The following is an 18,873-nucleotide window of genomic DNA, read 5'->3' as shown; positions in this document are numbered from 1 at the left end:
AAGAACGGTAACCAAACGGTTCGGCCGTAGCATGCACTTGCAAGGCTTGCAGCAGCACACGCCCTGCGCGCTGGCCGCAGCACAACTTACGAAACGATGTAAGCGGCCGCCCCGGCCGACATGAGCTGGCCATCGGGGCCCAAAAACTCCATGCGCGTGGTGGCCACGCGCGAGCCCAGGCGCAGCACCTCAGCGCGCAACTCAAAGTGGCTGCCAATGCCGGGGCGCAGGTAGTCAATGCGCAGGTCAATGGTGCCCAGCTTGGCAAAGCGGTGCAGGCGCTGCTCGGGCGGCTCGTCCATATGCTTGGCGCCAATCGCGGCCATCACCGCCAGCCCGCCCATCGCATCCAGCCCCGCGCTGATCACGCCGCCGTGGATGCGGTTGTAGGCATAGTGGCCCACCAGATCGGGCCGCATGTCGATGCGCGCCACAGCCCGCTGCGGCGCGATGCTGACCACCTTGAGCCCCAGCAGCTGGTTGAAGACGATCTTCTCTTCAAAGATGGCGGTGAGCCCCGCGAGGAACTCGGGCTCGAACGCGATGGCGGTGGAAGGGGCAGACGGAGCGGACATGGACATCCTTGGAGCTGCGGCGGGCCATCCGCCAGAACACTATTACTTTGATAGCTGCCAGCGCTTATCAAGCAAGCGCTAGCGGCCTATTTCATTCAATGCACCAGCGATGGCATTAGCGCCTGCGACACCTGATTTCAGACTTTGCTGAAATCAGGATGTCTTTTAGCGAAACACTTCCGCCCTGCTGCGCAGTGCGCGCTGGCTGCGCCAGCTCCAGACTTCAGACCTTGCTGAAATCTGGATGTCTTTTCTCCATAAACGCTCCAAACGCTTCGCGGGCGGCGGGCTCGCGCAGCATGCGGCCGAAGCTGGCCCCCTCTTCGGCCATCACGGCAGCGATCTGGGGCAGCTGGTGCTTTTTCATCAGGCGCTTGGTTTCGATCAGCGAAGACAAGGGCTTGGCCGCCAGCTTTTTGGCTTGGGCCTGGGCCACGCCGTTGCATTCGGTGGGGGGCACCACGCGGTTGACCAAGCCCACTTCCAGCGCCGCTTCGGCCAGGAAGGGCTCGCCCAGCAGCAGAGCTTCTGCGGCGCGGTGGTAGCCCAGCATCTGCGGCACGAGCAGGCTGGATGCCGCTTCGGGGCACAGGCCCAGGTTGACGAAGGGCATGGAGAACGCCGCGTTGTCGCCCGCATAGACCAGATCGCAATGGAACAGCATGGTGGTGCCAATGCCCACGGCCGGGCCGCACACCGAGGCGATCACGGGCTTGGGGAACGCTGCCAGGCGGTGCAGGAAGCGGAACACGGGCGAATCTTGCGTGGCCGGGGGCTGCTGCAAAAAGTCGCCGATGTCATTGCCCGCGCTGAAGATGGCTACATCGCCCTGGAACACCACCACGCGCACGCTGGCGTCTTGCTCGGCCGCGGCCAGCGCGTCGGCCATGGCCGCGTACATGGTGGTGGTGATGGAGTTCTTCTTGTCCACCCGGTTGAAGGTGATGCTGGTCACACCCGCTTCGGTGTGCACGAGGATGTCTTTGGTGGTGTCGGTCATGGTGGTAAGGGAGTATGAAGAGGTGAAGTGATGGCGCGTACTGGGCCGCGTTGGCGCTGGGTAGCGCTGGGTAGCGCCGGGTAGCGCCGGGTGGCGCGCCTACTCTTTGTAGTAAACGATCTGGTGGCTCGTGGCCAGCATGGTGCCGGCTTCGTTCCAAAGCTGCACGGTCTGGTCAAAAAACCCGTGGCGAAACTCTTGCCCACGGGCCTGGCCCAGCAGGTAGCCCGTGCCGGTCTGCGCCAGTTGCTCGCTGCTGGCATGGAAGTACACCGTGATCGACACCGTGCCCGCAGGCACCAGGTGCGCCCGGCGCAGCCACACGCGGGGGAAGAACAAATCGGCCAACGCCGCCAGCGCGCAGAAGTCCAGCGGCCGAGCGGGCGCGTCGCGCATCCACAGCTGCGACAGGCTGTGGTCACCCAACTGGCCGTTCCACTGCGCAGGCAGCCCACCCGAGATGGGGCGCATCTCGTAGCGGTGCAGCCACGCCATGGCCCCTGCTTCCAAAGGCCTGATGGCGCAGTCTGCCGGGGCAGGCACCGTGGGCATCGGCACATCGCCCGCGCTCCAGGTGTCGCGGCGCACGGCGGTGACGGCCGTGGCGGTCGTGGTCACCACCGGGGCACCGTCGGCATCGGCCTGCAGGATGGACAGCGTCCAGTGCTGGGTGGAGCGGTTGGTGCGCACCGGCGTGGCCTGCACCGTGAACGGCCCGGCCGTCAAAGCCCCCGCGTAGTTGACGGTGAGCGACAGCGGATCGCCCAGCCGGTCGGGGTGCTGCATGACGGCCTGCAGCAGCGTGGCCGCCGTCACGCCGCCAAACGGCCCCACCATGTTCCAGTAGCCGGGATGGGTCTGGCCCGTGTACGCACCGGGCGAAGAAGACGTCAGCGCAAGCGCCTCGTCCAAGGGATGCAAGGAGGAAGTCATGCCTTAAGTGTGCCGTGGATTGAAGAGGGCAAGCGTCATGCCGGTGACTGGCGCACGCTTGGGCTCTGTACCCCCAGGCCCGCCAGTGCGGCGGCCGCACGCGGCCACAGGCTTTGGCGAAACTGGTCGCGAAAGAACCCGAAGTGCCCAATGCGCCGCACCTGCAGCTCGGCAGGCGTGATGCGCTCCACGCGGCGCTCTGTGTGGGTGTACAGGTTGACGAGGTTGTGCGTGCCACGCAGCGTCATCAGCTCATCGTCGGCCATCGACAGCGCCAGCACCGGAAATCGCACCGCGCCATAGCTTTGCGCCACCGCGGGCCCCTCGGCACCCACGCTGTAGGCCGGGTGCAGGCACCAGCGGCGCCACTGCAAGATCACGCCCGCAGGCAGGTCGCCCACCTTCTTGAGCGCACGCCCCGGAAAGTACCCGCACAGCCGCGTGGCCAGCGGCACCAACACCCACCAGAAGTAGGGAACGATGCGTTTGAGCTTGGGAGCGTTGTCGCGCCAGTAACCGCTGCCCGCCGCCACGCTGAGCAGACCATCGACCTGCTCAGGCCGCGTGAGCAGGCCGGGCAACTGCGCGCCCAGGCTGTGCCCCAGCAGGTACAAGGGCTGCGCTGGCAACGCCGCCTTGGCCGCAGTGATCACCGCCTCGTAGTCCTGCGCCCAGTCAAACAAATCGGCCTTCACATCGCGCATCGCACCCTGCAGCGAATCGCCATGCCCCCGGTAGTCAAACGTGGTGACCCGAAACCCCTGCTGCGCCAACCACAGCGCAAAGGCCTCATAAAACGACTGCCGCACCCCCATGGCCCCGCCAATCACGACGCTGGCGCGCGCCACGCCCTCGGGCGCATAAACACGCAGCGCCAGCGCTACCGCGCCATCGCCGCAGTGGACCTGCAAGGTTTGCTTGTTCATGTCGGTCTCCTTGGTTCACACCGATCTGCGCCGGTTTGAAAAGAAAACGATGCGCCCCCTGGCGGGTCACCCGGTTTTGGCAGGCCCAGCCTGGGCCGCAGGAAAGTGCCCAGGCTTCGACAGGCTCAGCCCGAACGGGCGGAGGAAGAACTCATCCCTCGCCCCTGGTCTTCACACCCCGCCCTCAAGGGCGTAGCGAGCGGCATTCAGGCTAGGCGGACGGAGCACAGCAACCGGAACGTACTTCCTGTACGTGAGGATTGCGAGCACCGCCCAACGACGCATGAAGGCCGCGCAGTAGCCTCACACTGACTCGAAGATGCCGGCGGCGCCTTGTCCCATGCCTACACACATGGTGACCATCCCGTACTTGAGCTTGTTGCGCCGCAAAGCATGCACCACCGTGGCCGAGCGAATCGCCCCCGTGGCCCCCAGCGGATGCCCCAGCGCAATCGCACCACCCATCGGGTTGACCTTGCTCGGGTCCATGCCCAGCGTGTTCATCACCGCCAGCGACTGCGCCGCAAACGCTTCGTTCAGCTCAAACCAGTCGATGTCTTGCTGATTCAGGCCTGCGTAGCGCAGTGCCGCCGGAATGGCTTCGATGGGGCCAATGCCCATGATGTGCGGCGGCACGCCCTTGGCGGCGTAGCTCACGAAACGCGCCAGGGGCGTGAGGCCAAAGCGCTTCACCGCCGACTCGCTGGCCAGGATCAGCGCGCCTGCGCCGTCACTGGTCTGCGAGCTGTTGCCCGCCGTCACGCTGCCACGCGCCGCGAACACCGTCTTGAGCTTGGCCAGGCCTTCCAGGCTGGTGTCAGGGCGTGCGCCTTCGTCCATGCTCACGGTGCGGGTCTTGGCAATGGTTTCGCCCGTTTCCAGGTTGGCCGTGCGGTCGGTCACTTCGATGGGCGTGATCTCGTCGGCAAAGTAACCGGCTTGCTGCGCGGCCAGGGCCTTTTGGTGCGAGGCCAGGGCAAACGCATCCTGTGCATCGCGGCCCACCTTCCACTGCTGGGCAACCTTCTCGGCCGTGAGGCCCATACCGTAGGCAATGCCCACGTCGCCGTCACGCTCAAAGATGCTGGGCGACAGGCTGGGGCTGTTGCCCATCATGGGCACCATGCTCATGCTTTCCACACCGGCAGCGATCATCACTTCGGCCTCGCCCACACGGATGCGGTCGGCCGCCATCTGCACGGCCGACAGGCCCGATGCGCAAAAGCGGTTGACGGTGATGCCGCCCACGCTGGTGGGCAGGCCCGCCAGCACGGCACCAATGCGCGCCACGTTCAGGCCCTGCTGCGCCTCGGGGATCGCGCAGCCGCAGATGATGTCTTCGATGGCGGCGGGGTCGAGCCCGGGCGCTGCGGCCAGCGCGGCCTTCAGCGTGGTCGCCAGCAGGTCGTCAGGGCGCATGTTGCGAAAGAACCCGCGGTGCGAGCGCCCGATGGGCGTGCGCGTGGCGGCGACGATGTAGGCTTCCTGGACTTGTTTGGCCATGGGATAACTCCTTCAATTCTTGGCGGGGCGGCTGGCTGGAACCCAGGCCCACTTAAATACACATTCGACCGGCTCCACGCCGGCTTCGTCGGTCACGGTGACGGTGACCTGAACCTCGCCCTTGTCGCTGGCCTGCATGGCCGCGCACTGCTCTGGCGTGAGCGTGGCCACGGCCTTGAGGCCGCCCGTGGCGCGCTTCTTGAACGCCATGCTCAACTCTTTGGCCAGCGGGGTGCAGTCGTCACGCACGTTCATGCCAACGACCATGCCGGTGGCCGTTTCGGCCAGCAGGTTCATGGCCGAGGCGTGCACGCCGCCAATGTGGTTCTGCACGCGGTGCTCATTGGCCAGGTGCACTTCGACCCGCACGGGCGTCAGCGACACAAACCGGACCCCGGCCGTGCCGGTGAAAGGCACCGCACGGCGCAAGATGATGTTCTGCACAAAGCCCCGCATGAAGGCGGGGGCCTCGTCCAGGCGCATCAACGAGCGCTGCAGTTTGTTGGGGGCGCGGTCCGTCATGACTGAAGCCATCAGTTACGCACCGGTTTGCCCGTAGAGAGCATGCCCAGGATGCGCTCTTGCGTCTTGGGGTGCTCGATGAGCGCGCAGAACGCCTTGCGCTCCAGCGTCATCAGGTACTCCTCGCTCACCAGCGTGCCCGCGTCCACGTCGCCGCCACACACCACTTCTGCGATCAGGCTGGCGATGTGGAAGTCGTGCTGGCTGATGAAGCCGCCGTCTTTCATGTTGACCAGCGAGCCCTTGATGGTGGCAATGCCGCTGCGGCCCGCGACCGGGAACAGGCGCTTGTGCGGGGCACGCCAGCCGCCGTTGGCCATGGCCTTGGCTTCGTTGATGGCCACGTACAGCAGTTCGTCCTTGTGAGGCACGATGACGTCAGACTCCAGCAGGTAGCCCAGCTTGCGCGATTCGAGCGCGCTGGTGCCCACCTTGGCCATGGCGGCGGCGGTGAAGCCTTCGGTCAGGAAGGGCAGGATGTCCTTGCCTGTGGAGGTGGTGGCGTTCTCGGCCGCACGGCGGGCGATGTAGGTCAGGCCACCGGCGCCGGGCACCAGGCCCACGCCCACTTCGACAAGGCCGATGTAGCTTTCCATGTGCACCACGCGGCGGGCCGAGTGCACGGCCAGCTCACACCCACCGCCCAGCGCCAGGCCGCGCACGGCCGAGACCACGGGCACATTGGCGTAGCGGATGCGCAGCATGGTGTTCTGCAGCTCTTGCTCGGCCCCTTCGATGGCGCTCACACCAGCCACCATGAAGGCGGGCAGCATGGCCTGCAGGTCGGCACCGGCGCTGAAGGGCTCGTCGCCCGACCAGATCACAACACCGGCGTAGTCCTTCTCGGCCATGTCTACCGCCAGGGCCAGGCCTTCGGCCACATCGGGGCTGATGGCGTGCATCTTGGTCTTGATGCTGGCAATCACGATCCCGCTACCGGAGGGGCGATCTTCGCTGTCATCCAGCGTCCACAGGCGAATGCTGTCGTCCTCGTGCAGCGTCTTGCCAGCCGTCTGGTAGTCGGGCAACGATTCGCCCAGCAGCTTTTCAGGGAAATGCTGCTTCGCGTAGACAGGTAAAGCGCGACGCGCTACAAATTTCTGAGCAGATGCACTCCACGAACCTTGCGCGGTGTGCACGCCACCGGCTTCGGCCACGGGGCCTTTGAACACCCACTCGGGCAGCGGCGCGCGGCTCAATGCCTTGCCGGCGTCGATGTCCTCCTGGATCATCTGGGCCACTTCCAGCCAGCCCGCCTCTTGCCACAGCTCAAAGGGGCCTTGCTTCATGCCAAAGCCCCAGCGCATGGCCTGGTCCACGTCGCGGGCGTTGTCGGCTATGGTTGAAAGGTGCACCGCAGCGTAGTGGAAGCTGTTGCGCAAAATGGCCCACAGGAACTGGCCCTGCGCACCTTCGGCGTTGCGCAGCAGCTTCAGGCGCTGTGCGGCAGGCTTCTTGAGCATGCGGCCATACACCTCGTCGGCCTTCTGGCCGCCGGGCACGTACTCTTCAGCCTCCAGATCGAAGCGCAGCACATCGCGGCCCACCTTCTTGTAAAAGCCTGCCTTGGTCTTCTGGCCGAGGTTGCCGAGCTCCAGCAGTTTCTTGAGCACGGCAGGCGTCTCGAAACTGGCGTAGAACGGGTCGCTCTTCTCGTCGAGGTTGTCCTGCAGCGTCTTGATGACGTGGGCCATGGTGTCCAGGCCCACCACGTCGGCGGTGCGGAAGGTGCCGCTCGATGCACGGCCCAGCTTCTTGCCCGTGAGGTCGTCCACCACATCAAAGGTCAGGCCAAAGTTCTCAACCTCCTTCATCGTGGACAGCATGCCCGCGATGCCCACGCGGTTGGCGACGAAGTTGGGCGTGTCGTGCGCGCGCACCACGCCCTTGCCCAGGCCGCTGGTGACGAAGGCTTCGAGCTGGTCGAGCACCTCGGGGGCGGTGGTGGGGGTGTTGATCAGCTCCACCAGCGTCATGTAGCGCGGGGGATTGAAGAAGTGAATGCCGCAAAAACGCGGCTTGATGCTCTCGGGCAGCGCTTCGCTGAGCTTGGTGATCGACAGGCCCGAGGTGTTGGACGCCACGATGGCGTGCTTGGCCACATGGGGGGCGATCTTCGTGTACAGGTCCAGCTTCCAGTCCATGCGCTCGGCAATGGCCTCGATGATGAGGTCGCACTCCTTGAGCAGGTGCATGTGCTCTTCGTAGTTGGCCTGCTGGATCAGCGCTGCATCGTCGGCCACGCCCAGCGGGGCGGGCTTGAGCTTTTTCAGACCTTCGATGGCCTTGGTGACGATGCCGTTCTTGGGGCCTTCCTTGGCGGGCAGATCAAACAGCACCACCGGCACTTTCACATTGACGAGGTGGGCGGCGATCTGCGCGCCCATCACGCCTGCACCGAGCACGGCGACTTTTTTCACTTGGAATCGAGACATGGGTTCTTCCTCCGGGAAGAAGGTCTGCCCGGAGGCAGACCTGTTGAATGGCAGGCGCAACCGGGGTGGGTTGCGCGGCGGTTAGGGGTGCGCTGCCGCAGTGGCCGGGCGCAGTGGACTGCGTGGCTTACTGCAGGCGAATCCACGTTTGCGTGCGGCCAAAGGGGCCGATGGAGCCACGCACTTCCAGCTTCTTTCCGCCGTCGATGGGGGTGAGGCGCAGGGTGTAGTTGCGGCCGTTCTCGGGGTCGAGAATCTTGCCGCCCTCCCACACGTCTTTGTCCTCGGCCTTCTTGGCGCCACGGATGATTTCCAGCCCCAGCACGGGTTTGTCCTTGCGGTCGTCGGAGCATTCCTTGCACACGTCGTCCGGCTTGGCGTCCTTGGACAGGCGCTTTTCCAGCACCCCGAGCAGCCCACCCGCACCCGTGTCGCGGATGCGGATTTCGGCCTTGGCCTCGCCCGTCTTGTCGTCCACGTTGCGCCACAGGCCCTCGGGGGTCATCTGGGCCCAGACCGGAGCCCCGATTGCTACCAAAACAATAGCTGCTACCGCTTTAAACATGAGCGCTCCGTGGCAAAAAAGCTTGAAATGCACCGTGCATGGCGGGTCCGGGATCAGGCCAGGGCCAGGTCCGTGTCCATCAGCACCTTGCTGCCAGCACGGGCCGTGCGCATCAGCGTCGCGGTCTCAGGGAACAGCTTGGCGAAGTAGAAGCGGGCGGTCTGCAGCTTGGCGCCATAGAACGGGTCGGTGTTGCCCGCAGCAATCTCGCGCAGGGCCACCTGGGCCATGCGGGCAAACAGGTAGCCGAACACCAGGTGGCCTGCCACGCGCAGGTAGTCCACGGCAGCGGCGCCCACTTCGTCGGGGTTTTGCAGGCCCTTGAAGCCGATCTCGGTGGTGAACTTGGTCATCTGGTCGCCCAGGTAAGCCACGGGGTTGATGAACTCGGCCATCTTCTCGTTGACGCCTTCTTCTTCCACCAGTTTGCCAATCAGCTTGCCCAGCTTTTTCAGCGTGGCGCCGTTGTTGCCCAGGATCTTGCGGCCCAGCAGGTCCAGCGACTGGATGGTGTTGGTGCCTTCGTAGATCATGTTGATGCGGTTGTCGCGCACGTACTGCTCCATGCCCCATTCCTTGATGAAGCCATGGCCGCCGAAGACCTGCATGCAGGCGTTGGTGGCGGTGTGCCCGTTGTCGGTGATGAAGGCCTTGACGATGGGCGTGAGCAGGGCCACGAGTTCTTCAGACTCGGCGCGCACCTTCTCGTCGGGGTGGCTGTGCACCTTGTCCAGCAGCAGCGTGCAGTAGATCTGCAGGGCGCGGGCGCCTTCGGCGTAGGCCTTGGCGGTGAGCAGCATCTTGCGCACATCGGGGTGCACGATGATCGGATCGGCGTCCTTGTCCTTGGCCTTGGTGCCCGACAGGCTACGCATCTGGATGCGGTCCTTGGCATAGGCCAGCGCGTTTTGGTAAGCCACTTCGGTCAGGCCCAGCGACTGGTTGCCCACGCCCAGACGGGCGGCGTTCATCATCACGAACATCGCAGCCAGGCCCTTGTGCGGCTGGCCCACCAGGGTGCCGATGGCGCCATCGATGGCAATCTGCGCCGTGGCGTTGCCGTGGATGCCCATCTTGTGCTCCAGGCCCGTGCAGTAGATGGGGTTGCGGTCACCCAGGCTGCCGTCGGCCTTGATGTTGAACTTGGGCACCACAAACAGGCTGATGCCTTTGCTGCCCTTGGGCGCATCGGGCAGACGGGCCAGCACCAGGTGCACGATGTTGGCGGCCATGCCGTGCTCGCCCGCGCTGATGAAAATCTTGTTGCCGGTGATTTTGTAGGTGCCGTCACCCTGGGGTTCGGCCTTGGTGCGCAGCAGGCCCAGGTCGGTGCCGCAATGGGGTTCAGTCAGGCACATGGTGCCGGTCCACTCGCCACTGGTCAGCTTGGGCAGGTACAGGGCTTTTTGCTCGTCGGTGCCGTGCGCGTGCAGGGCTTCATAGGCGCCGTGGCTCAGGCCGGGGTACATGGTCCAGGCCTGGTTGGCCGAGTTCATCATCTCGTACAGGCACTGGTTCAGCACGAAGGGCAGGCCCTGGCCGCTGTAGGCGGGGTCGCAGCTCAGCGCCGCCCAGCCACCTTCCACGTACTTGTCGTAGGCCTCTTTGAAGCCGGTGGGGGTCTTGACCTCGTGCGTGGCTTTGTCGAGCACGCAGCCTTCGGTGTCGCCGCTGATGTTCAGCGGGAAGATCACCTCCGACGCGAACTTGCCCGCCTCTTCGATGACGGCGTTGATCGTGTCCACATCCACCTCGGCATGCTGGGGCATGGCCTTGAACTCGTCGGTGACCTTGAAGACTTCGTGCATGACGAATTGCATGTCGCGCAGGGGCGGCGTGTAGGTAGGCATCGGTTTACTCCTTGGAGGTGGTGGTCGTTGAAACGGAAACTTTGCGCCGCGCGGCGGCGGGGCGGTGGGCCGCCGGGGCGGCTTTGGCAGGCGCGGCCACCACGGCGGCGGCACCCGCAGCGCTGTAGCGCGCGAGGATGTTTTGGAACCCCATCACGGCCCGTTCGATGGAGCCCAGGTTCTGCAGGAAACGGGCTTCGTAGTGCAGCGCGAGGATGAGGCCGTGGATCTCGAACAGCATCTGCTCTTCATTGGTGTCCGCGCGCAACTCGCCGCAGTCCTTGCACTGCTCGATGGCGCGGCGCATGGCGGCGTGCCACGTCATGACCGAGCTGGCCAGCGCATCGCGCACGGGGCCGGTGCGGTCGTCAAACTCCACCGCGCCGCTGATGTAAATGCAGCCCGAGTCGATTTCGATGGAGGTGCGCTTCATCCAGTTGTCGAACATGGCGCGCAGGCGCGCAATGCCCCGGGGGGACGACATGGCGGGGTAGAAAACTTCCTGCTCAAACCGCGCGTGGTACTCGCGGATGACCGAGATCTGCAGTTCTTCGCGTGAGCCAAAGTGGGCGAACACGCCCGACTTGCTCATACCGGTGATGTCGGCCAGGGCGCCAATCGACAGCCCCTCCAGCCCGATGTGGGTGGCCAGGCCCAGGGCGGCCTCGACAATGGCGGCTTTGGTCTGCTGGCCTTTTTGCATGGCCCGGCCGGAGGTGGCACGGGTTCTGGGGGCGCGCGGCGTGGGGGGCTGAGGGGTGGCGGGCATGCGTGCAAATAAAAACGAACGTTCGTTCTATTTTGCAACATTTTTGATCTGCGGCGAAAGCCCCCGCAAAAAAAAGAGATAACACCCAAAAGCTGTTGCAGCGCTGCCACCTGCGGGACAGTGCCTACCCAGGGACGCCAAGCCTGGGGCGCCAGCCTGTCAAAACAGTGTACCGAGGCACACCCCGGCGTGCAGCAGGGTAAACGCGGCCCAAAGCAAAAGGCCCCGCACCCAACACGGGTGCGGGGCCTTTTGTGGCCAATCAGCGGCGGGGGATCAGTGCAGCATCAACGCCAGGCTGGCGTCCAGATGCTCTGTGGGGTTGCGGCGAAAACCTGAGCGGGCAAACCGCTGCAGGCGCCCCAGCGCAAACGACGTCAGCACGCTGGCTTGCACCTGCGCATGCACTGTGGGGGTGTCCGAGCCACTGGCGCTGGTGCGCAGGCACTGGCGCAGGGTGGACTCGATGCGGTCAAAAAACTGGTTCATGCGCTGCTGCAGGCGCTCGTGCTCAAACACCAGCGCATCGCCCACCATCACCCGCACCATGCCGGGGTTGCGTTCGCCAAACTGCAGCAGCAGCGCAATGATGCGGCCGGCCTGGCGCTGGCCCACTTCGGCGGCCTGGTCAGGCGGCGGCACGTCGCGCCCAGTGATTTGCGTCACCAGCGTGAAGATGGACTGCTCGATGAAATCGATGAGCCCTTCAAACATTTGCGCCTTGCTGGCGAAGTGGCGGTACAGCGCGGCCTCGCTCACCGAAAGGCGCGCGGCCAGCGCAGCGGTGGTGATGCGCTCGGCCCCAGGCTGCTCCAGCATGGAGGCCAGTGCTTGCAGGATCTGCACGCGCCGCTCGCCCGGCTTGGGCCGCTTGCGGGCCACCGGCGCATCTTCGGCGTCAACGGTATCGGCAGATTCAATCAGGGACGAGGTATCAGACATGCGCAAACCAAGCAAAGAAAAACCAACAAGGGGATGGGTGCACCAGCACCCTGTGGAGGCCTCACAGCCCTGCGCCCAGCATGCCAAGAGACGGCTAAAAAAGGGGGCTACAGCGGGGGACGTGCGGCAGGGCGTAAATCCTGTATGCAAATGATTCTCGCACACCCGTTCGGATGCGGTTTGCAAATGGTTTGCAAACCCTGCATCGGGCCCTTGCCCAGGCACGGGGGCGCGGCCGCATCGTAACCGCACGCCGCCGTGCCACGCCAGGGGTTGCCGACCACCCTACAGGGGCATGGCCACAGCCCCACCAGGGCACAGCAAACCCCTACGCAAACCCAATGACTTCAGTACCCCTATCCAAAGCAGGCACTCACATAGCAAAGCTAATTCGGGAAAAGAACCGCCACCCGCAAGCCACGCCCCTGGGCGCCAGTCTCCAGGGTGAGCGAGGCGCGGTGCACACGGCTGATTTCGTCGGCAATGGCCAACCCCAGGCCCGTGCCCTCCCCCGCCGAGCCAGGCACACGGTAAAAGCGCTGCATGACGCGGCCGCGCTCGCCCTCGGGCACGCCGGGGCCGTCATCCTCCACCTCCAGGTACACCCGGGGCGGGCCCAAGGGACCTTGGCGCATGCCGCAGCGCATGGTCACCACACCGCCTGCGGGCGTGTATTTGATGGCGTTGTCCACCAGGTTGGACATCAGCTCGCGCAACAGCCAGCCGTGGCCGGTGACGTGCACGGGCTGCACTTCCAGCCCCAGGTCCAGCCCCTTGGCGGTGGCGGCATCCAGAAAGCTCTCCAGCAGCGCCTCGCACAGGTCCTTCAAATCCACCCGCTGGGGGGGCTGCGCGTCCAGGCTGCGGGCATCGGCCCGGGAGAGCGCCAGCAACTGGTGCGCCAGCTGCGAGGTGCGGCGCGTGGCGTTGCGCAGCTTTTCGATCTGATCCACTCCTAAAAAAATAGCGCCTTGCGCTTGCCCTTTGCGCCCTAGAGGCCTATTTTGATGTAAATCGTCCCCGTCCGACGGGGGTGGATGGGGGTCTGCGCTCGCGGCCTTGGCCATCAGCGCCCAGGCCTCTACCTGCGCTTGCAGGCCCGCCAGCGGCGTGCGCAGCTGGTGGGCCGCGTCGGCCACAAAGCGGCGCTGCCCCTCGGCCTGCGCATTCACCAGGGCAAACAGGTGGTTCAAGGAATGCACGAGCGGGCGCACTTCGCTGGGCGAAGCGGCTTCGTCAATGGGGCTCAGGTCGCGCGGCGAGCGGTATTCCACCGCCTCGGCCAAATCCACCAGCGGCTTGAAAGCCCGGCCCACGGCCCAGTGGATGGCCAGGGCCGCCGCCGCCACCAACACCAGGTTGGGCAGCAGCACGCGCAGCAGCAGTTGCTGGGCCCACTGCTGGCGCGGGTCCGATCCATCGGCAATGGACACCACCAACTCGCCCGCACCGGTGCGCCCCCGCTGCACGGCCACGCGGTAGGTCACGCCGCCGTATTCGAGGCTGTGGAACTCTGGCTGGGCCGTGGCGGGCACCGCGCCATCCACCCAGGCATCGCCCAGCAGCAATTGGCCCTCGCTGTCGCGCACGCTGTAGCCTGAAAAACCGGCGTTCTGGCGCAAAAAGTCTTCAACCGGGGGGGCCAGCAAGAGCAGCGGCGGCTGGTGGTCGTGGATGGAGGGGGCCACCACCGAGTCGGCCAGTGCGGGCAACAGGCGCAGCAAGCGCTGGTCGTGGCGGCTGGCGGCGTCGTCGGCCGATCGGTAGTCCATCCACACGCCCACCACAGCCAACAGGCACAGCGGCAGCACCAGCAACAGCAACAGCCGGTTGCGCAAATCGGAGGTCATGCCGCGCAGCCCAGGGCGCTGGGCCTTGTGTGCAGAGGCGGGCGGGCTCATGCAGCCCGCATCCATGGAGCAGGCCCGTGCCAACGCATCTCAGAGCGGCGCCAGTTCGAGCCGGTAGCCAAAGCCCCGGATGGATCGCAGGGCCACGCCATGGGGTTCCAGCTTGCCCCGCAGGCGCGAGACGTATACCTCGACAGCATTGGGGGTGATTTCCTTGTCCCACCCGGTGAGCGCTTGCAGCAGCTTGTCTTTGCTGGCGGGCTTGGGGGCGTGGATGAGCAGGTATTCCAGCACCGTCCACTCGCGCGGCCCCAGCTCGATGGGGTGCTCTACATCACCCACCCGTGCACAGGCACGGCGCCCGGCGGTGTCCAGCTCCAGCGGGCCAAAGCTCAGCACGGCCGTGCTGGCGGCTTGCGAGCGGCGCAGCAGCGCACGCAGGCGCGCCAGCAGCTCGGGCAATTCGTAGGGCTTGACCATGTAGTCATCCGCCCCCAGGTCCAGCCCCTGCACCCGGTCATGCAGCGCATCGCGCGCCGTCAGAATCAACACCGGCATGCTGCGGCTGGGCATTTCAGGGCGGCGCAGGCGCCGGGTCAACTCCAGCCCGTCCATGCCTGGCAGGCCAATGTCGATGATGGCCGCATCAAACGACTCGGTGCGCAGCACATCCTCCGCCCGCTCGCCACTGCCCACCCAGTCCACCGCATAGCCCGCATCGGCCAGCCCCAGCTTGACGCCGCTGGCCACCATCACATCGTCTTCGACCAGGAGGAGGCGCATGTCACTCGCCCTCTGCGCCGCATACTGCCCACAGCCGATGCAACTGGCGCGGCGAAGGCCAGTGCCACCGTGGAACTGGCTTTGCCAGGCCACCGGTGGCGTCCCCCTCCCGCGCAGCGAGAGAGGGGGAAGACGCGAAGCGGCTCAGGGGGTGCATCTCAATGGCTACGGATCATGGTGCCGTAAGCCTGATCGGTCAGGATCTCCAGCAGCATGGCGTGCGGCACGCGGCCGTCAATGATGTGCACGGCGTTGACACCGGCCTTGGCGGCATCCAGCGCGCCCGCAATCTTGGGCAGCATGCCGCCCGAGATGGTGCCGTCGGCAAACAGCTCATCAATGCGGCGGGCCGTCAGGTCGGTCAGCAGGTTGCCCGCCTTGTCCAGCACGCCGGGGGTGTTGGTCAGCAGCATGAGCTTTTCGGCCTTGAGCACTTCGGCCAGCTTGCTGGCCACCACGTCGGCGTTGATGTTGTAGCTCTCGTTGTTCTCGCCAAAGCCAATGGGGCTGATGACGGGGATGAAGGCATCGTCCTGCAGCGCCTTCACCACGCTGGGGTCGATGGAGACGATATCGCCCACCTGGCCCACGTCGTGCTCCACGCTGGGGTCCTTGCTGTCCACCATCTTGAGCTTGCGTGCGCGGATCATGCCGCCGTCGCGCCCGGTCAGGCCCACCGCCTTGCCACCGGCCTGATTGATCAGGCCCACGATGTCTTGCTGCACCTCACCGGCCAGCACCCACTCCACCACTTCCATGGTCTCGGCATCGGTCACGCGCATGCCCTGGATGAACTGGCCCTTCTTGCCCAGGCGGTTCAAGGCGGTCTCGATCTGCGGTCCGCCGCCGTGCACCACCACGGGGTTCATGCCCACCAGCTTGAGCAGCACCACGTCTTCGGCAAAGTCGGCCTGCAAGGCGGGGTCGGTCATGGCGTTGCCGCCATACTTGATGACCATGGTCTTGCCATGGAACTTGCGGATGTAAGGCAGCGCCTGGGCCAGAATTTCTGCCTTGTCGCGGGGTGCAATCGAAAGAAGGTCGGTCATGGAGGCGTGCCATCCGGTGAAAACAATGAGGCGCAAATTGTGCCGCATTCGCGCTGCAGTCCGGCCAAGCCGCGATTCACGATCTTTTCACAGTTCCACCCTCAGAACTTGTGGCCCTACCCTCTCCCCACCGCATAGGCCACGGCAATCAAGGCAAGCACCAAGCCCAGCCAGCCCAGCAGTAGCCAGCGCCACAACAGGGGCGCATGGCGCATTTCCAGAAACACCTGGGTCACCACCACGCCCTTGATCGAGGTCAATGCCCACAGACCTGCCAATGCCCAGCCGCTGCCCGCAGCCACCAGGCCCATCTCACCCAGCACATAAGTGACCGCTGTGGCACCCAACAGCAACCACCAGGCGGCATTCAGCACCCGTGTTTCTTTCATGAAAGCTCCTTGCGCCCTCAGCGCAACACGTAGACCAGCGGAAACAGCACGATCCACAGCAGATCGACCATGTGCCAAAACGCGGCGCCCGTTTCCATCGCATGAAAATCCTTGCGGCCATAAGCCCCCCCGCGCAGGCGCACCGCCAGGTAGCCCAGGGCCAGCATGGCCACCACCACGTGCAGAAAGTGGAATGCCGTCAGCATGAGGTACAGCGTGTAGAAGGTGTTGGAGGTGAGGTCAATCCCCTCGCGCAGCTTGGCGGCGTATTCGGCCAGCTTGACGCCCACAAACCCTGCGCCGCACAACATGGCCGCCAACAGCCAGCGCAAACCGGGCTGCCGCGCGTCGCTGCGCACCGCCTGCACGGCACGGGCCACACACCAGCTGCCGGTGATCAGCAACACCGTATTGAGCGCACCGGAGTGCAAGTCCAGCGTGGCCTGCGCGGCGTTGAACGCGGCCACATCCCGCGCACGGGCAAAGGCATACGACACGAACAGGATGCCAAAGGTCAGCAACTCCGCCAGGATGATCAACCACACCCCCAGGTCACCCCGCAAGCGCAGCGCCGGTAGCGGCAAGCCAGATGCTGATGTTGACGACACAGTGAGACCTCCCCAAAAAAAGCAGACGAAATCCGGCACACGCGGGCGCAACCCGGGTGCCCTGGGGCCACAGCGGCCAACGCCCAAGCCCCCAAAGCGGCAGCCAGAAACCGCTTTGTCGATGCGCCTGAAGGCTGGATTGCCGAAGCAAGTGTGGGTATGATAATCAAAGATTCAAACAATATGAATCTTATTGAGAGAGATCAACGACCCACCGGCGGGGGATCGGTACCGTATCCCTCATCCCACTACAGAGAGGTATCCCACCATGAGCCAAGGCTTTACCAGCCAGATGGCGCGCAACATCTTCTACGGAGGCACCACGTTCTTCGTCTTGCTGTTTGCAGCGCTGATCTTCCACACCGAAACCAAGATTCCCGAGCGGTCCAAAGCCGCAGAGTTGACCCCCGCCGTGGTGCGCGGCAAGCACCTTTGGGAAACGCGCAATTGCATCGGCTGCCACACGCTGCTGGGTGAAGGGGCCTACTTTGCCCCCGAGCTGGGCAATGTGTACGAGCGCCGTGGCCCCGATTTCATCAAGGGCTGGATCAAGGCAATGCCCACCAACACACCGGGCCGCCGCCAGATGCCGCAGTTCAACTTCACCGACGATCAGCTCAACGATCTGGTGGAGTTCCTGCGCTGGTCGAACGGCATCAACACCGAGAAGTGGCCACCCAACATCGAAGGTTGAGCGCCCGCGCTCCCCGTGATGTCCTATCCATCCCTTCAGGACCCTCATATGCAACCCGCAACCCTTAAATACCAGTCGCAGGCGGTAGCCAAGCTCTACTTCATTGCGGCACTGGGCCTGTTCACCGGACAGATCGTCTTCGGCCTTTCGCTGGGCCTGCAGTACGTCATCGGTGACCTGTTCTTCCCGGCGATCCCGTTCAACATCGCCCGCATGGTCCACACCAATCTGCTGATTGTGTGGCTGCTCTTCGGCTTCATGGGCGCCGCCTATTACATGGTGCCCGAAGAGGCCGAGACCGAGCTGTACAGCCCCTTGTTTGCCAAGGTCCTGTTCTGGATCTTCCTGGCAGCAGGTGCGGCCACCATCCTCGGCTATTTGCTGGTGCCCTATGCCAAGCTGGCAGAAATGACCGGCAATGACTTCCTGGCCACGATGGGGCGGGAGTTCCTGGAGCAACCCCTGCCCACCAAGGTCGGCATCGTGATTGTGGCCCTGGGCTTTCTCTTCAACATCAGCATGACCGTGCTCAAAGGCCGCAAGACCGCCATCTCGATGGTGCTGCTGATGGGCCTGTGGGGCTTGGCGCTGATGTTCCTGTTCAGCTTTGTGAACCCCAGCAACCTGGTGCGCGACAAGATGTACTGGTGGTTTGTGGTGCACCTGTGGGTGGAAGGCACATGGGAACTGATCATGGCGTCGCTGCTGGCGTTCGTGCTGGTCAAGACCACCGGCGTGGACCGCGAAGTGATCGACAAGTGGATGTACATGATCGTGGCCTTCGCACTGATCACCGGCATTCTGGGCACAGGCCACCACTTCTACTTCATCGGCCTGCCAGGCTACTGGCACTGGGTGGGAAGCGTGTTCTCTGCCATGGAACCCATCCCCTTCTTCATGATGACGCTGTTCGCCTTCAACATGGTGCAACGCCGCCGCCGCGAACACCCCAACCAGGCCGCTGTGTTGTGGGCTGTGGGCACCGCCGTGATCGGGTTCCTGGGCGCTGGCGTGTGGGGCTTCATCCACACCCTCAGCACCGTCAACTACTACACCCACGGCTCGCAAGTCACCGCTGCACACGGGCACTTGGCGTTCTATGGCGCCTATGTGCTGGTGGTGCTAGCCATCATCAGCTACGCCATGCCCATCCTGCGCGGGCGTGAGGCCAACCCCCTGCGGGCGCAGCGCGTCGAGATGTGGAGCTTCTGGATCATGAGCATCGGCATGGCCGTCATGGTGCTGGCCCTGAGCGGCGCAGGTATCCTGCAAGTGTGGCTGCAACGCATGCCCACCACGGGCGCCATGCCCTTCATGGCCACGCAAGACCAGCTGGTGTTCTTCTACTGGGTGCGCGTGGCTGGCGGCGTGATGTTCTTGCTGGGTCTGCTGACCTACCTGAGCAGCTTCTTTGTCGGCCCTGCGGCCGATGAAGAAGGCATGGCCGTCGGCATCGGTACCCGTCTGCAACGGGCCTGAC

Annotated in this window: 18 protein-coding genes; 2 read left to right on the top strand and 16 right to left on the bottom strand. The window is 64.7% G+C overall.

Annotated features, from left to right (window positions below):
* Positions 1-86 precede the first annotated feature (86 nt).
* The 16 genes from CLU88_RS18490 to CLU88_RS18415 form a co-directional block, all read right to left on the bottom strand.
* A complete protein-coding gene (locus CLU88_RS18490; RefSeq protein ID WP_369827667.1) occupies positions 87-581 on the bottom strand; it encodes a thioesterase family protein in 495 nt (164 codons plus the stop codon).
* A 217-nt stretch (positions 582-798) separates the two neighbouring features.
* Positions 799-1,575, bottom strand: coding sequence for an enoyl-CoA hydratase (locus CLU88_RS18485; RefSeq protein WP_099657850.1), 777 nt, complete (start codon positions 1,573-1,575; stop codon positions 799-801).
* A gap of 99 nt (positions 1,576-1,674) precedes the next feature.
* Positions 1,675-2,508: an acyl-CoA thioesterase II gene (locus CLU88_RS18480; RefSeq protein WP_099657849.1), complete on the bottom strand. Its 834-nt coding sequence runs from the start codon at positions 2,506-2,508 to the stop codon at positions 1,675-1,677.
* 35 nt (positions 2,509-2,543) lie between these two features.
* Positions 2,544-3,434 carry an alpha/beta fold hydrolase gene (locus tag CLU88_RS18475; RefSeq protein WP_099657848.1) on the bottom strand — a complete coding sequence of 297 codons (891 nt, stop codon included), beginning with the start codon at positions 3,432-3,434 and terminating at the stop codon, positions 2,544-2,546.
* A gap of 303 nt (positions 3,435-3,737) precedes the next feature.
* A complete protein-coding gene (locus tag CLU88_RS18470) occupies positions 3,738-4,937 on the bottom strand; it encodes an acetyl-CoA C-acyltransferase (protein WP_099657847.1) in 1,200 nt (399 codons plus the stop codon).
* A 12-nt stretch (positions 4,938-4,949) separates the two neighbouring features.
* On the bottom strand, positions 4,950-5,459 hold the full coding sequence (locus tag CLU88_RS18465) for a DUF4442 domain-containing protein (protein WP_099657846.1): 510 nt from the start codon (positions 5,457-5,459) through the stop codon (positions 4,950-4,952).
* 11 nt (positions 5,460-5,470) lie between these two features.
* The gene (locus CLU88_RS18460; RefSeq protein WP_099657845.1) at positions 5,471-7,894 is read right to left on the bottom strand and encodes a 3-hydroxyacyl-CoA dehydrogenase/enoyl-CoA hydratase family protein; all 2,424 of its coding nucleotides are present in this window, start codon (positions 7,892-7,894) and stop codon (positions 5,471-5,473) included.
* A 127-nt stretch (positions 7,895-8,021) separates the two neighbouring features.
* A complete protein-coding gene (locus tag CLU88_RS18455) occupies positions 8,022-8,459 on the bottom strand; it encodes a DUF2147 domain-containing protein (RefSeq protein ID WP_099657844.1) in 438 nt (145 codons plus the stop codon).
* 53 nt (positions 8,460-8,512) lie between these two features.
* Positions 8,513-10,309, bottom strand: a complete 1,797-nt coding sequence (locus CLU88_RS18450) for an acyl-CoA dehydrogenase C-terminal domain-containing protein (RefSeq protein WP_099657843.1) — start codon at positions 10,307-10,309, stop codon at positions 8,513-8,515.
* A 4-nt stretch (positions 10,310-10,313) separates the two neighbouring features.
* A complete protein-coding gene (locus CLU88_RS18445; RefSeq protein ID WP_099657842.1) occupies positions 10,314-11,078 on the bottom strand; it encodes a TetR/AcrR family transcriptional regulator in 765 nt (254 codons plus the stop codon).
* A gap of 276 nt (positions 11,079-11,354) precedes the next feature.
* On the bottom strand, positions 11,355-12,020 hold the full coding sequence (gene slmA / locus CLU88_RS18440; protein WP_099657841.1) for a nucleoid occlusion factor SlmA: 666 nt from the start codon (positions 12,018-12,020) through the stop codon (positions 11,355-11,357).
* Between the two features lie 386 nt (positions 12,021-12,406).
* Positions 12,407-13,870 carry a sensor histidine kinase gene (locus CLU88_RS18435; RefSeq protein ID WP_099658995.1) on the bottom strand — a complete coding sequence of 488 codons (1,464 nt, stop codon included), beginning with the start codon at positions 13,868-13,870 and terminating at the stop codon, positions 12,407-12,409.
* Between the two features lie 90 nt (positions 13,871-13,960).
* The gene (locus tag CLU88_RS18430; RefSeq protein WP_099657840.1) at positions 13,961-14,653 is read right to left on the bottom strand and encodes a response regulator transcription factor; all 693 of its coding nucleotides are present in this window, start codon (positions 14,651-14,653) and stop codon (positions 13,961-13,963) included.
* A 158-nt stretch (positions 14,654-14,811) separates the two neighbouring features.
* Complete coding sequence (gene argB, locus CLU88_RS18425; protein WP_099657839.1) at positions 14,812-15,702, bottom strand: acetylglutamate kinase; 891 nt, start codon at positions 15,700-15,702, stop codon at positions 14,812-14,814.
* A 116-nt stretch (positions 15,703-15,818) separates the two neighbouring features.
* Complete coding sequence (locus CLU88_RS18420; protein ID WP_099657838.1) at positions 15,819-16,091, bottom strand: cytochrome C oxidase subunit IV family protein; 273 nt, start codon at positions 16,089-16,091, stop codon at positions 15,819-15,821.
* A 17-nt stretch (positions 16,092-16,108) separates the two neighbouring features.
* Positions 16,109-16,699, bottom strand: coding sequence for a cytochrome c oxidase subunit 3 family protein (locus CLU88_RS18415; RefSeq protein ID WP_233205529.1), 591 nt, complete (start codon positions 16,697-16,699; stop codon positions 16,109-16,111).
* A 268-nt stretch (positions 16,700-16,967) separates the two neighbouring features.
* Between CLU88_RS18415 and CLU88_RS18410 the strand changes: the two genes are divergently transcribed.
* A complete protein-coding gene (locus CLU88_RS18410; protein WP_099657837.1) occupies positions 16,968-17,393 on the top strand; it encodes a cytochrome c in 426 nt (141 codons plus the stop codon).
* Positions 17,394-17,441: 48 nt separating this feature from the next.
* Positions 17,442-18,872 (top strand): cbb3-type cytochrome c oxidase subunit I, encoded by a 1,431-nt coding sequence (locus tag CLU88_RS18405; protein WP_099657836.1) that lies wholly within the window; start codon positions 17,442-17,444, stop codon positions 18,870-18,872.
* Position 18,873 lies beyond the last annotated feature (1 nt).

This window comes from Acidovorax sp. 56 (genome assembly GCF_002749705.1).
GTDB lineage: Bacteria > Pseudomonadota > Gammaproteobacteria > Burkholderiales > Burkholderiaceae_C > Acidovorax.
This window is presented reverse-complemented; position numbering and strand designations above follow the sequence as displayed.

Coding starts and splice junctions, on each gene's coding strand:
- CLU88_RS18490 (WP_369827667.1), bottom strand. CDS start 581: ATGTCCATGTCCGCTCCGTCTGCCCCTTCCACCGCCATCGCGTTCGAG.
- CLU88_RS18485 (WP_099657850.1), bottom strand. CDS start 1,575: ATGACCGACACCACCAAAGACATCCTCGTGCACACCGAAGCGGGTGTG.
- CLU88_RS18480 (WP_099657849.1), bottom strand. CDS start 2,508: ATGACTTCCTCCTTGCATCCCTTGGACGAGGCGCTTGCGCTGACGTCT.
- CLU88_RS18475 (WP_099657848.1), bottom strand. CDS start 3,434: ATGAACAAGCAAACCTTGCAGGTCCACTGCGGCGATGGCGCGGTAGCG.
- CLU88_RS18470 (WP_099657847.1), bottom strand. CDS start 4,937: ATGGCCAAACAAGTCCAGGAAGCCTACATCGTCGCCGCCACGCGCACG.
- CLU88_RS18465 (WP_099657846.1), bottom strand. CDS start 5,459: ATGACGGACCGCGCCCCCAACAAACTGCAGCGCTCGTTGATGCGCCTG.
- CLU88_RS18460 (WP_099657845.1), bottom strand. CDS start 7,894: ATGTCTCGATTCCAAGTGAAAAAAGTCGCCGTGCTCGGTGCAGGCGTG.
- CLU88_RS18455 (WP_099657844.1), bottom strand. CDS start 8,459: ATGTTTAAAGCGGTAGCAGCTATTGTTTTGGTAGCAATCGGGGCTCCG.
- CLU88_RS18450 (WP_099657843.1), bottom strand. CDS start 10,309: ATGCCTACCTACACGCCGCCCCTGCGCGACATGCAATTCGTCATGCAC.
- CLU88_RS18445 (WP_099657842.1), bottom strand. CDS start 11,078: ATGCCCGCCACCCCTCAGCCCCCCACGCCGCGCGCCCCCAGAACCCGT.
- slmA (WP_099657841.1), bottom strand. CDS start 12,020: ATGTCTGATACCTCGTCCCTGATTGAATCTGCCGATACCGTTGACGCC.
- CLU88_RS18435 (WP_099658995.1), bottom strand. CDS start 13,870: ATGACCTCCGATTTGCGCAACCGGCTGTTGCTGTTGCTGGTGCTGCCG.
- CLU88_RS18430 (WP_099657840.1), bottom strand. CDS start 14,653: ATGCGCCTCCTCCTGGTCGAAGACGATGTGATGGTGGCCAGCGGCGTC.
- argB (WP_099657839.1), bottom strand. CDS start 15,702: ATGACCGACCTTCTTTCGATTGCACCCCGCGACAAGGCAGAAATTCTG.
- CLU88_RS18420 (WP_099657838.1), bottom strand. CDS start 16,091: ATGAAAGAAACACGGGTGCTGAATGCCGCCTGGTGGTTGCTGTTGGGT.
- CLU88_RS18410 (WP_099657837.1), top strand. CDS start 16,968: ATGAGCCAAGGCTTTACCAGCCAGATGGCGCGCAACATCTTCTACGGA.
- CLU88_RS18405 (WP_099657836.1), top strand. CDS start 17,442: ATGCAACCCGCAACCCTTAAATACCAGTCGCAGGCGGTAGCCAAGCTC.